This window comes from Nocardia sp. NPDC057455 (genome assembly GCF_042802775.1).
Taxonomy (GTDB): Bacteria; Actinomycetota; Actinomycetes; order Mycobacteriales; family Mycobacteriaceae; genus Nocardia.
On record NZ_JBHVDM010000022.1, the window covers coordinates 78,878 to 91,638 of the forward strand.

Genomic DNA, 12,761 nt, shown 5'->3' on the forward strand with positions numbered 1-12,761 from the left:
CCTGCCGACGCGCATCCGCGGTGACCGATGCGGGTCTGCGCGGCGGGTGGTTCGATCGAAGAGTGTGGTCCGAATTCGAGGAGAACGCGGCGCCCGCCCGTGGCACGGCCAGTCGGGTCCTGTTTCGGTTCGCCGTGGGACGGTGGGCGTTCATCCTGCGCCAGACGATCATCGAGCCCGGCGGCAGCAGCGGGTGGCATTACCACGACGGGACGTTGTTCGTCCTGGTCGCGCGAGGGACGCTCGATCATCCGGGTGCGGACTGCGCACCGGTCACCTATCGGCGGTGGCGGGTGTTCCGGGAACCGAGCGGGCCGCGCTACCCGCACGTGGCCCGCAATATCGGGACGGCGCCGGTGCTGCTGTGCGTGCTCTACGTCACTCCGGTCGGCAACCCGCTGTCACGCGGTGTCGCACCGCCGAGGTGCGCGGAAAGAATGGAGTGAGCGGCCCGCCGCCGGAACCGCGCCGTGCGACACGAGCCGCACAACCGCCTCCGGGCCGAGAGGGGTTCCCGAACTGACGATTCGCTTGCTCAGCTGACGACGGCCCGGCGAGCCGGGCGTGTGCGCAGTGCGTGAGGACGGTCGATCTCAGCTCGCGGGCTGGCAGGCGTTGCGGAGCGAGCACGCGCCGCAGGAGCTGCCGCAACCGCCGGTCTCGGGGGGCGGGGCGATGGCGTCGGCCGCCTGTGCGGCGGCATTCGCGCCCGCACCGAGGGTGAACAACGCGACCACGGCGGTGCAGGCCGCGACAACCAGCGCGACGAATCCGCTGGCGGCCAGCGCGACGAGACCACCGGCGAACAGCAGCGCCCCGGCCGCGATCGAGGTGGGAGCGGCGACCCGGTTGGCGACGCGGAACGTCTCGTCCGTGGACAGCGCTGCCTCGGTGTGGACCCCGAAGAAACGATTGCGGGGCAACCGGCCGGTCAGCCCGAGTGCGCCGGTTGCGACGGCCACGACGGCCGGCACGAACAGGACGAGAGCGACGAGGAACACTCATGCAGGCTAGCGCATCGGTGCCGCCCCGCCGACGACGGGCGGTGCGACGGCGACCACCTCCGCAAAGTCCAGGCCAGCCCGATTTTCGGTCCAGCGGAGGTGACGTTCTACCCTGATAGACGAAGTTTGTCGGGGATCGGCGACCACAAGAAGGCAGGACCGTGCAAGACACACGCGCAACCGAAAGCGATGTACCAGAGCATCGGTACAACGCGGAGCTTGCCGGCCGCATCGAACGCCGGTGGCAGCGGACGTGGGACGAACGCGGAACCTTCCATGCGCCGAACCCGGTGGGGCCGCTGGCGGGCCCGACACCGGCCGACAAATTGTTCATCCAGGACATGTTCCCGTACCCGTCGGGCGCGGGCCTGCACGTCGGGCATCCGCTCGGCTACATCGCCACGGACGTCTTCGCGCGCTACCACCGGATGCACGGCCGCAACGTGCTGCACGCCCTGGGCTACGACGCGTTCGGCCTGCCCGCCGAGCAGTACGCGGTGCAGACCGGCGCGCACCCGCGCGACACCACCGAGTCGAACATCGCCACGATGCAGCGCCAGCTCGACCGGCTGGGCCTCGGCCACGACCGGCGGCGCTCGTTCGCGACCACCGATCCGGAGTACTACCGCTGGACGCAGTGGATCTTCCTGCGGATCTACAACGCGTGGTACGACACCGAACTGAACCGGGCCCGCCCGATCGCCGAGCTGGCCGCCGAGTTCGCCTCCGGCACACGGGCCGTTCCGGATGGTGAATCCTGGGACGCCATGTCGCCTGCCGATCGAGGCGCGCTGCTGGACTCGTATCGGCTGGTGTACCAGACCGATTCGGTGGTCAATTGGTGTCCGGGTCTGGGCACCGTGCTGGCCAACGAAGAAGTCACCGCCGACGGCCGCAGCGAGCGCGGCAACTTCCCGGTGTTCCGGAAGCGGCTGCGGCAGTGGATGATGCGCATCACCGCCTACTCCGATCGGCTGGTCGACGACCTGGACCGGCTGGACTGGCCGGACAACGTGAAGGCCATGCAGCGCAATTGGATCGGACGATCCCGCGGCGCACAGGTGAAGTTCGACGCCGACGGCGAGCAGATCGAGGTCTTCACCACCCGCCCCGACACCTTGTTCGGCGCAACCTACGTGGTGCTGGCCCCGGAACACGAGCTGGTCGACACGCTGACCGCCGCCGAGTGGCCTGCGGGCACCGACCCCCGGTGGACCAACGATGGCGCCGCGGCACCGGCCGACGCCGTCGCGGCCTACCGCAAATCGATCGCGGCCAAGTCCGATCTGGAGCGCCAGGAGAACAAGGAGAAGACCGGCGTCTTCCTGGGCAACTACGCGATCAACCCCGCCAACGGCAAGGCCGTGCCGATCTTCATCGCCGACTACGTGCTCAGCGGCTACGGCACCGGAGCCATCATGGCCGTTCCCGGGCACGACCACCGCGACTGGGAGTTCGCGACCGCCTTCGGGCTGCCGATCATCGAGGTCATCAGCGGCGGAGACCTGGCGAAGGGCGCGCACGCGGGCGAAGGCGCGCTGGTGAACTCCGACTACCTCGACGGCATGTCCGTCGAGGAGGCCAAAGCGGCGATGATCGCCCGGCTCGAGGCCGACGGCCACGGTAAGGGCACCATCCAGTACAAATTGCGCGACTGGTTGTTCGCCCGTCAGCGCTACTGGGGCGAGCCGTTCCCCATCGTGTACGACGAGCAGGGCGCTGCGCACGCGTTGCCGGAGTCGATGCTGCCGGTCGCGCTGCCGGAATTGGACGACTTCGCGCCGGTGACCTTCGATCCGGACGACGCGGATTCCGAACCGTCCCCGCCGCTGGCCAAGGCGACCGACTGGGTGGAAGTCGAACTGGACCTGGGCGACGGCCCGAAGCGCTACCGGCGCGACACGAACGTCATGCCGCAGTGGGCGGGCAGTTCCTGGTACGAGATCCGCTACGCCGACCCGACGAACGCGGAGACGTTCTGCGCCAAGGAGAACGAGGCGTACTGGCTGGGCCCGCGTACCGAGGTCGGCGGGGCGAACGATCCGGGCGGCGTCGACCTGTACGTCGGCGGTGTCGAACACGCGGTGCTGCATTTGCTGTACGCCCGCTTCTGGCAGAAGGTGCTCTACGACCTGGGTGAGGTGTCCGCGAGCGAGCCGTACCGGCGGCTGTTCAACCAGGGCTACATCCAGGCGCACGCCTACACCGACGAGCGCGGCGCGTACGTGCCCGCCGCCGAGGTGGTCGAGCGCGACGGCAAGTTCTTCTGGACCGACGCCACCGGCACCGAGGTCCCGGTGTTCCAGGAGTACGGCAAGATCGGCAAATCACTGAAGAACGCCATCTCCCCGGATGAGATGTGCGATCTGTACGGCGCGGACACCTTCCGCTTCTACGAGATGTCCATGGGTCCGCTGGACACCTCGCGGCCGTGGGCCACCAAGGACGTCGTCGGTGCGCACCGGTTCCTCCAGCGGGCGTGGCGCCTGGTGGTGAACGAGGAGTCCGGCGCACTGCGGGTCACCGATGCCGAGCCGACCGGCGAGACGCTGCGCCTGCTGCACAAGACGATCGCCGGTGTGGACGAGGATTTCGCCGCACTGCGCGACAACACGGCGGGCGCCAAGCTGATCGAGCTGACCAACCACCTGACCAAGAGCTACCCGGACGGCGCGCCGCGCTCGGTGGTGGAGCCGCTGGTGCTGATGCTGGCTCCGCTGGCCCCGCACATCGCCGAGGAATTGTGGGAACGCCTGGGCCACACCGCGGCCCTGGCGCACGGCCCGTTCCCGATCGCCGATCCCGCCCTGCTGGTCGAGGAGTCGGTGGAGTACCCGATCCAGGTGAACGGCAAAGTGCGCAGCCGGATTCAGGTGGCGGCCGACGCCGACAACGCGGCGATCGAGGCGGCAGCGCTGGCCGACGAGAAGATCGCCACCCTGCTCGACGGAGCCGCCCCGCGCAAGCTGATCGTGGTGCCCGGGCGCTTGGTGAACATCGTCGCCTGAGCGCTCGAGGGGCGCGGGAAGTCGTCGACGGATGGATCGCCGACGACTTCGGGGTTCACGTCGCCGGCCCACCGTGAGAGCATGCTTCCGCACGGCCGGAAGCGGCCGGGTCGCCCATCGGGCAGTGGTGTCCGGACCGGCGGCGCGGGCCCGCCGCGCATCGCACCGGTCGGCACCGGCAACCCGTCGACAGGCGAACACGCCTGCGGATATCAGTACGGCCGGAGCACGACCTCGGTGGGATGTGCGTCGCGCGGGGTGTCGATGGCCGAACGCACCGTGTATGCCACCGTCTCAGGGGTGAGGAAATCCTCGGCCCGGTACTCGCGCCCCTCGCCCGCGATGATCTCGCGCTGCATATCGGTGTCGATGCGCCCCGGGTGGATCGAGGTCACCCGCAGTTGCGGCTCCTCCTGCCGCAACGCGTCACCGAAAGCGCGCAGTCCGAACTTGCTCGCCGCGTAGGAGGCCCAGCCCGCGTTGGCGCGCAGCCCCGCGCCCGAGTTGATCAGCACCACGTGCCCCTTGCCCGCCCGCAGCGCGGGCAGCAGCAGCCGGGTGAGTTCGGCGACCGCGATGAGGTTGGCCTCCAGCGTGTTCCGCCACTGCTCGACGGTGGATCCCGCGATCGTGCCGAGATCGGCGATGCCCGCGTTGTGCACCAGCACGTTCAAGCTCCGGATCGGCGCGACCGCTTCGGCGAGGGCGTCGTAGTCGGTCAGCTCGACCGGCCAGCCCTGCGCGGCGGGCAACTCCGCCAGGATGCCGCGCAGCGACTCCGCCGATCGGGCGCCCAGCAGCAGGTCGTGCGTAGGGGCGAGTTCGCGGGCGATCGCGGCGCCCAGGCCACGGCTGGCGCCGGTGATCAACGCGGTCGATTTCGCGGGCGCGGCGGAAGTCATGGGCCCCACCGTAACCGGCTGGGTGCAGGAGGCGTAAAAACGCGTAGCACTGGACGAACGACTAGCGCTGCACGCTGAATCGGGGCGACAATCTCGAGCAGCGAATCACGGACGGGGCATTCGAAAGTGAGAACCGCCGAACACGAACCGGCCGCGGGCCGAGGGGATGAGGCCGAAACGGACACCGCTGAGCGGGCATTTCTGCGGGTGACATCGCAGAATAGGGGGATGGCACATCCGGGCTTCACCCCCACCCAGCTCGCGGCCCGTGCTGCCTACCTGCTGCGTGGCAACGATCTGGGCACGATGACCAGCGCGGCGCCACGCCTGTACCCGCACATGTGGAGCTGGGACGCGGCATTCGTCGCGGTCGGGCTCGCGCCGCTGAGCGTGGAGCGGGCGGTGATCGAATTGGACACCCTGCTCTCGGCGCAGTGGAAGAACGGGATGATCCCGCACATCGTCTTCGCCAACGGCGTGGACGGTTATTTTCCCGGCCCGGCCCGCTGGGAGTGCCGCAAACTGGCGGCCGACGCGCCGGATGGACTGGACACCTCCGGGATCACCCAACCGCCCGTGCACGCCATCGCGGTGCAGCGGATCCTGGATCATTCGCGCAGGCACGGCCGCAGCACCAGGTCCGTGGCCGAGGAGTTCCTCAATCGGCGCTGGCCGGATCTGGTGCGCTGGCACCGCTGGCTGGCGCACGCCCGCGATCCCAAGGAGACCGGCCGCATCACGCTGTATCACGGCTGGGAGTCCGGGATGGACAACTCCCCGCGCTGGGACCGCGCCTACGACCACGTGGTCCCCGGCGACCTGCCGCCCTACCGCCGCGAGGACGTGCTGGTGGTGGCCGATCCGACCCAGCGGCCCACCGACCGCGAGTACGACCGCTACCTGTGGCTGGTGGAGCAGATGCGCCGGGCGGGCTACGACGACTACCAACTCGCCTCGACCATGAGCTTCGCCGTCGAGGACGTGTTCGTCACCGGGATCTTCTCGCTGGCCTGCGAGGTGCTGGCCAATATCGGCGAGGAGTACAAGCAGCCGCACGCCGACGTGCGCGACCTCTACGCGTGGGCCGACCGTTTCCGTGCGGGCGTCGTCGCGACGGCCGATGCGCGCACCGGCGCGGCCCGCGATTTCGACGTGCGATTGCAGCGGTGGATCAACACCGAGACGCTCTCGATGTTCGCGCCGCTGCTGTGCGGTGGCCTCCCCCGCGACACCGAGCGCAGTTTGCTGCGTTTGTTCGAGGGCCCGCGCTTCTGCGGCCACCCGGATCTGCGCTACGCGCTGCCGCCTTCGACCTCGCCGGTGTCCAAGGACTTCCGTCCCCGCGAGTATTGGCGCGGCCCGGTGTGGCCGGTGATGAGCTGGCTGTTCTCCTGGGTCTTCGCCAGGCGCGGCTGGGCCGAGCGCTCGTTCATGTTGCGCGCCGAGGGCTTGCGCCAGGCCAGCGACGGCAGCTTCGCCGAGTACTACGAACCGTTCACCGGAGAGCCGCTCGGCAGCATGCAGCAGTCCTGGACGGCGGCGTCGGTCCTGGACTGGCTGGGGTGAGAGTCACAGGACAGTTCTGACACCCCATTGGTCACACTGGTAACAGCCAGAGCGAGTGGCTATCGTCGTGCGGCATGGACACCTGGAGGTCGACCACTCGTCGCGGCACGGCGCTGTCGCTGCTCGCACTGTCCGGCATCCTCGTCGCCACGCTCCCCGCGACCGCGGCGCCGACCGGTCCGGATGTCTCGTCGTGGCAGCACACCGGCGGTAGCCCGATCGATTGGTTCGCGGTCAAGCGTTCCGGCCACGACTTCGCCATGGTCAAGGCCACCGAGGGGCTCAGCTACATCAACCCGTACTTCGTGCCCGACAGCCTGCTGATGCGCGCGGCCGGCCTGGCCCGCGGCACCTACCACTACGCCCGGCCGAACCTGCCGCCCGAACCGCAGGCCGCGATGTACGCGGCGGTGGCGCTCGGCCAGAACGGACCGCTCGACCTGCCGCCCGTGCTGGACTTGGAGGACTCCGGCGGTCTCGGCCCGGCGGCTCTGATCGACTGGACCCGCCGCTACCTGAACACCGTGCGAGCGCTCACCGGGCGCGACCCGATCGTCTACACCTATCCCAACTTCTGGCGCACCGCGATGGCCGACACCACTGAATTTGCCGAATACCCGCTGTGGATCGCCGATTACCGCGGCAACGATCAACCGGAAGTCCCCGGCGGCTGGTCCACCTGGACGTTCTGGCAGACCACCGACCGTGGCGCCATCCCCGGCATAGCCGGCCGCGTCGACCTCAACGTCTACAGCGGTGGAGGCGATTTCGCCCGTTTCGCGAACATGAGCGGCGGCACCGGCAGTAGCTGAGAGTGGAGCCGCTACCCGCCCAGTCGAGTAGCGGCTCCACCCGTGGGAAAAGCCGCGGAGGGTGGTCGGCCGTGGTTGCAGGGGGCCGGTGGGGCGCCGCGGCTGTGGTTATCAGCCGCCGATGCGGCCGCCGGCCTTCTTCCAGACCGCCACGACCGAGGGGCGGGGCTGGGCCGTGCCGCCGTCGGGCCAGTGCGACAACGGGTTGTCCGGAGTGGCGTCATCGGCCTCGCCGGGGTGCTGCACGCACACCATCACCCGTGCCTCGCCGACCACAGGACCGCAGGTCTCCGCGCCGCGCGGGACGGTCAGGAATTGTTTGGTCTGACCGCGATTCGGCCCGTCGAGCACCACCGCGAACAAGCCGTCGTTCGACTTCAACGCGTTGCCGTCGGTGGAGACCCACAGGTTGCCGTACGGATCGAAGGCCAGGTTGTCCGGGCAGGAGATCGGACTGACCTTGGACTTGTCGTATCCGGCGAAGTAGGTGTCCGCCGCCGTGGGATCGCCGCAGACCAGCAACAACGACCAGGTGAACGTGGTGCCGGTGTGGTTGTCGTCGATCTCCAGGATCTGGCCGTTCTTGTTGAGCTTGCGCGGGTTCGCCTCGTCCGGCCCCTGCTTGCCCTCCGCGCCGCGGTTGTCGTTGTTGGTCAGCGCCACGTACACCTTGCCGGTGTAGGGGTTGGCCTCGAAGTCCTCCGGGCGGTCCATCTTGGTGGCCCCCACTTTGTCGGCGGCCAGGCGGGTGAAGACCGCCACTTCTTCCGCGCTCATGCCGTCGACCAGCGACTTGCCCTTGCCGTCCGCGCCGGTCTCCAGCAGGGGGATCCACTGGCCGGTACCGGTGAAGCCCTTGTCCGAAGGCTTGGCGCCGGTACCGTCGATCTTGTCCGCGTGGTCGCCGGTGAGCTTCGCGACGTACAGGGTGCCCGCGTCCAGGATGGTCAGGTTGTGCCGCATGCTGGCCGCACCGGTGCCCGGCTGGATCTTGCGCGAAGACACGAATTTGTACATGTAGTCGAATTTCTCGTCGTCGCCGGTGTAGGAGACGACGTCACCGCTGTTGGTGACGTAGATGGTGGCGCCCTCGTGCTTGAGCCGTCCCATCGCGGTGTGCTTGATCGGCGTCGAGTTCGGGTCCCATGGGTCCACCTCGACCACATAGCCGAATCGGTTGGCCTCGTTGGGTTCCTGGGCCAGGTCGAAGCGTTTGTCCGCGCGCTCCCACTGGTTGGTGGTCTTGCCCGCGGCGAAGCCGTAGCGCTTGAGCCGGGCCGCGGCGGCGGACTCGGTCACCTTGTCGCCGTTGGCGAAATAGCCGTTGAAGTTCTCCTCGCCCGACAGCACGGTGCCCCACGGCGTCAGGCCGCCGGAGCAGTTGGCGAACGTGCCGAACACCTTGGTGCCGGTCGGATCGGCCGAGGTCTTCACGAACTCGCTGCCCGCGGCGGGACCGGTCAGCTTGAACTCCGTGGTCGCGGTGATCCTGCGGTTGTACTTGCCGAAGGCGGGAACCAGCTTGCCCGAACCGGTTTCGCCCTTCACCTCCACCACGGTCAAGCCGTGGGCGGCCATGGTGACCGCGATCTGCTCGTCGGTCGGCGCGTCCTTGTTGTAGCCCCGGAACATGTGCGGGCTGGTGGTGTACTCGTGATTCACCACGAGCAGATAACCGTTGGCCTGGCCCTCGATCGGCAGCAGAGCGGCGAAGTCGTTGTTGTAGCCGAACTGCTTGGCCTGCGCGGCGGCGGTCTGCTTGTCGAAGTCGAAGGGGGGCGCGTCGGGGAACAGCGGATCGCCCCAGCGGATCACGACGGACTGCTCGTAGCCGTCCGGGATCACCACGGCGTCTTCCTTGTTCGGCGCGACGGCGGTGAAGTCGGTGCCGGTCCCCGGAGGGCCTGCGGGCGAGGTCGAGACCGCCGCCTTCGGTTCATCGTCACCGCAGGCGGCGAGCACGCTGCCCGCGCCGACCGCGAGCACGGCGGCCGCGCCGCCCTTGATCAGCCCGCGCCGGTTCAGCGAGCTGACGATGTCACCGAAGTAGGCGCCCGAGGAGGTGTTCGGCGCCTCGTGGAAGCACGCGTTCGCGCACTTGTACTCACAGGTCACGGCGGCGCGCGACGACTGGCCGTCGTGCTGAACGAAAAGGGCGAGTGGCTGAAGACTCACGGTGACTCCTGGGTTGGGCCGATGGCCGCACGGTAAACCATCCGGGCCATCCGGAAGGGACGACAAAGTGAACAACCGCCCAATTAGGTAACCCTGAGATTGCGCGACCACCAGACCTGGGAACAACGAATGCCGCGCCGACTCGATGATCTCGAATCGACGCGGCATGGGTGTCGAAAGACGGCTGCCTCGTTCTCGATGGGACCGGCCCGGACTTCGTCCGCCATCAGGCGTTGACCGGCAGGGCGATGACGACCTCGCTCTCGTTCTCGGGCAGGTAGTGCGCCCGCAGGATGCGGCCCACTTGTACCTGGGCGACGCCGGCCGGAGCGAGGAACTTCGTCACCCGGGTGGCGAAGGTAGATCCGTCCGGCCGGGTGACCACCAGGCCGAGTGCGACCTCGGAGTGACCCTCGCGGATCGTGCCGGTGACCGACAGCGACTGCACCACCGCCTGGGTGGCGATGCCGCGCTCGGCGATGTCGAGCTTGTGCCGCGTGGTCATGCCCTTGCGGATCAGCGACTCGTTCATGGCGCGCTGCGCGGCGGACGCGTCGCCGGACAGGTCGACCTCGACCCGGTCGGTCCGGCCGGGCAGGTAGCGCACCGGGAGCACCACCCCGGCGCGAAGCAGGGCGAGTTCGGTGAACGGCACGATCATCTTCGCGGAGGAATGGAAGTTCTTGCCGTCCGCGCCTTCCACGCTGAACTCGACGTGAACCTGCGGCTGGTCGTTGACGGTGACGCCGGTCTGCCGCACCGATCGGACCGTGCCGAGGCCGGTGAGCCCGTCGCGGAACTCCGCGCTGTTGCGGCCGGTCAACGCGCTCATGATGCCTTCGCCGGTGAAGGCGAAAACCATGGGCACCAGGGTGAGGGCCATGATCGGCAGCGCCATCTCGAAGCCGAGCCAGCCCATTCCGGAGGGCTCCCATTCGCTGGTCGGGACGTAGGTCAGGGCGTGGTAGACGTAGTAGCCGATCGCCGCGGCGGCGAGTGCGAGTGCGAGCAGGCGGATCTTCTTCATGACATTTCCTCTTCGGTGCGAAATTTCGGGACTCACCGCGCCCCGTCATCCCTGAGGTTCGAGCGGGATGACGGGGGCGGCTCGTGGGACATGCGGCGATCAGGCGCCGACGATGGACGAGCAGGCGAAGGTGATGTCGAACTTCGAGGCCTTCGGGGCGGCCAGCGGGTTGGTCAGGTCGGGGGCGCCCACGCCCTCGCCGGTGACCTTGTAGGTGTTGCCGTCCTTCACGACCGTGGCGGAACCACCCGGCATGCCGTTGCCGAAGCCGACCGCGTAGGGCAGGCCGTTGGCGCCGCCCTTGCTGCCCGCGATCCCGACCGCCTGCACGGTGTTCGCGTCGGTGATGGTCGCGCTCACCGAGAGGTTGCCGTAAGCGGAGTTCTCGGTCTCGGTCAGCGCCAGCGCCAGGGTGCCGCCCTGCTTCGCGCAGGTGGTGGTGAACTTCGCGTCGAAGGCCTTGCCGTCGACCGAAGCGACCGACTTTCCCGCCGGGGCGGGCTGCGCCGAGGAGGGCGCGGGCGCGGCGGGCGAGCTGCCCTTGCTGTCACCGCATCCGGTGAGCACCGCGACGGCGGCGGTCGCGGCGAAAGCGGCGGCGGCGATGCGGAGCGAAGTGGCGTTCATGGTGTGTCCTCGTCGTTCGAGGGGCGGTGCCCCTGGTTCTGTTTCTCCGGCCCTCCTGTGGGGCCGATGAGTAAAAGGTAGGAACGATTCGCGCCCTACCGATCCCAGGTTTTCCGCATCTGCGCAGGTAGATGACGTGTGGCTGCGCAGGCAACGTCTCAACTGACGAATCCCGCGTTCGAATCCATCCTGCGGGCCGCCGCGCAGCTGCGGTCAGGCCAGAACACAGTGTCCGAGGAGCGGCCGACCGTGCTGGTGGATGACAGAAGCGACTGTCTCGCGCGGCCGGGCTTCAGCCCACTTCGGCGAAGAACCGCCGGATGTCGCCGACGAGCAGTTCGGGTGCCTCGTGTGCGGCGAAGTGGCCTGCGGCGTCGTTCGGACCGCCGATCGCCGAGCCCGCGTCGTAGGAGTTCCAGCTGACGATGTTGCTGTGGTCACGCTCGGCGAACCGGCGGATCGACTGGAAATCGCCCTTGAACATGGCAAGCGCGGTGGGGGTCGTGGTCGAGCCGGTCGGGCGGTCGGTGCTGTGCGCTTCCTCGTAGTAGTACCGGACCGAGGAGGCCGCGGTGCCGGTCAGCCAGTAGAGGGCAACGTTGCCGATGACGAAATCGGCGTCCAAACTCTCACCGAAAAGCTGTGCGTTCCAGCCGAGTAGGCCAATCGGCGAATCGGAGAGCGCGTAGGCCAGCGTCTGCGGTTGCTGGCTGCACAGGACGTTGAAGGCCATCTTGTTGTCCTGGAACCACTTCAGGTGCTCGAGCGCCGCCAGGTCCTCCGTCGAGAGGTCGACGAATTCGGCCGGATCGCCGGATGGGAACGAGAACAGCTGTGTCACATGGACACCCACCACCCGGTCCGGCGCCAGGCGACCGATCTCCGGGGAGACCATCGAGCCGCCGTCGTTGCCGATCGCACCGAAGCGCTGGTAACCGAGCCGATCCATCAGCTCGATCCAGGCTTTGGCGACGCGCCGCATGGTCCAGCCGGTGCTGTGCGTCGGGCCGGAGAAGCCCATGCCGGGCAGCGCCGGAATCACCAGATGGAAGGCGGGATCCTCAGCAGACTCCGGCGCGGTCAGCGACTCGATGACGTCGAGGAACTCGAGCACCGAGCCGGGCCAGCCGTGCGTGAGGACCACCGGCAGCGCGTCCGCGCGAGCCGACCGGATGTGCAGGAAGTAGATGTTCTCGCCATCGATCTCAGTGGTGAACTGCGGGTAGGCGTTCAGCTTCGCCTCGAGCGCCCGCCAGTCGAAGGTCTCCAGCCAGTACTGCGCCAGGCCGCGCACCCGATCCTCGGGCACCCCGTAGGAGTCGCCGACGCCGGGCAGTTCGCTCGGCCACAGGGAGCGGCGCAGACGGTCGGCCAGATCGTCGAGCTCGGCCTGCGGAATGTCGACCTGAAAGGGCTTGATGATGCTCATGGCGATCTCCTCTGGAACGGAATGCTTTGTTCTGTTTAAAGATAGCAGAACGGATCATTCCGTTTCAAGCCCTGAAGGCGTGCCGAACCAGGTGAGGCTCGAGCTCGGACGGCCCTACCTTGCCGTGAGGCGCAGACGAAACCTGCCTGAGCGCCGGTCGAGGTCAGAACCGCGGAGAGGCCGGTCCATTTGGACCAGCCACCCTGGATTC

General features: G+C 68.3%; 10 protein-coding genes. 4 read left to right on the top strand and 6 right to left on the bottom strand.

Going from position 1 to position 12,761, the window contains the following annotated elements:
- The coding region (locus ACFU5M_RS12105; RefSeq protein ID WP_379047990.1) for a hypothetical protein at nt 1-446 on the top strand (446 nt) is incomplete at its 5' end.
- Nucleotides 447-593: 147 nt separating this feature from the next.
- Here ACFU5M_RS12105 and ACFU5M_RS12110 read toward each other — a convergent pair.
- On the bottom strand, nt 594-1,001 hold the full coding sequence (locus tag ACFU5M_RS12110) for an SdpI family protein (protein ID WP_379047993.1): 408 nt from the start codon (nt 999-1,001) through the stop codon (nt 594-596).
- Nucleotides 1,002-1,165: 164 nt separating this feature from the next.
- On the opposite strand from ACFU5M_RS12110, the gene leuS reads away from it, so the two are divergent.
- Nucleotides 1,166-4,012 carry a leucine--tRNA ligase gene (leuS, locus tag ACFU5M_RS12115; RefSeq protein ID WP_379047996.1) on the top strand — a complete coding sequence of 949 codons (2,847 nt, stop codon included), beginning with the start codon at nt 1,166-1,168 and terminating at the stop codon, nt 4,010-4,012.
- 212 nt (nt 4,013-4,224) lie between these two features.
- Here leuS and ACFU5M_RS12120 read toward each other — a convergent pair whose 3' ends face one another.
- On the bottom strand, nt 4,225-4,914 hold the full coding sequence (locus tag ACFU5M_RS12120) for an SDR family oxidoreductase (protein ID WP_379047999.1): 690 nt from the start codon (nt 4,912-4,914) through the stop codon (nt 4,225-4,227).
- A gap of 228 nt (nt 4,915-5,142) precedes the next feature.
- Between ACFU5M_RS12120 and ACFU5M_RS12125 the strand changes: the two genes are divergently transcribed.
- Both ACFU5M_RS12125 and ACFU5M_RS12130 read left to right on the top strand, forming a co-directional pair.
- Nucleotides 5,143-6,480, top strand: a complete 1,338-nt coding sequence (locus ACFU5M_RS12125) for an amylo-alpha-1,6-glucosidase (RefSeq protein WP_379048002.1) — start codon at nt 5,143-5,145, stop codon at nt 6,478-6,480.
- Nucleotides 6,481-6,554: 74 nt separating this feature from the next.
- A complete protein-coding gene (locus ACFU5M_RS12130) occupies nt 6,555-7,292 on the top strand; it encodes a glycoside hydrolase family 25 protein (protein WP_379048005.1) in 738 nt (245 codons plus the stop codon).
- A gap of 111 nt (nt 7,293-7,403) precedes the next feature.
- Here the strand turns inward: ACFU5M_RS12130 and ACFU5M_RS12135 are convergent, their stop codons facing one another.
- The 4 genes from ACFU5M_RS12135 to ACFU5M_RS12150 all read right to left on the bottom strand — a co-directional run bounded on the left by ACFU5M_RS12135 (nt 7,404) and on the right by ACFU5M_RS12150 (nt 12,550).
- On the bottom strand, nt 7,404-9,467 hold the full coding sequence (locus ACFU5M_RS12135) for a PhoX family protein (protein ID WP_379048008.1): 2,064 nt from the start codon (nt 9,465-9,467) through the stop codon (nt 7,404-7,406).
- 226 nt (nt 9,468-9,693) lie between these two features.
- Nucleotides 9,694-10,494 (bottom strand): hypothetical protein, encoded by an 801-nt coding sequence (locus tag ACFU5M_RS12140; RefSeq protein WP_379048011.1) that lies wholly within the window; start codon nt 10,492-10,494, stop codon nt 9,694-9,696.
- A 99-nt stretch (nt 10,495-10,593) separates the two neighbouring features.
- Nucleotides 10,594-11,121, bottom strand: coding sequence for a lipoprotein LpqH (locus ACFU5M_RS12145; protein ID WP_379048014.1), 528 nt, complete (start codon nt 11,119-11,121; stop codon nt 10,594-10,596).
- Nucleotides 11,122-11,413: 292 nt separating this feature from the next.
- Nucleotides 11,414-12,550 (bottom strand): epoxide hydrolase family protein, encoded by a 1,137-nt coding sequence (locus tag ACFU5M_RS12150; protein WP_379048017.1) that lies wholly within the window; start codon nt 12,548-12,550, stop codon nt 11,414-11,416.
- Between the last annotated feature and the right edge of the window lie 211 nt (nt 12,551-12,761).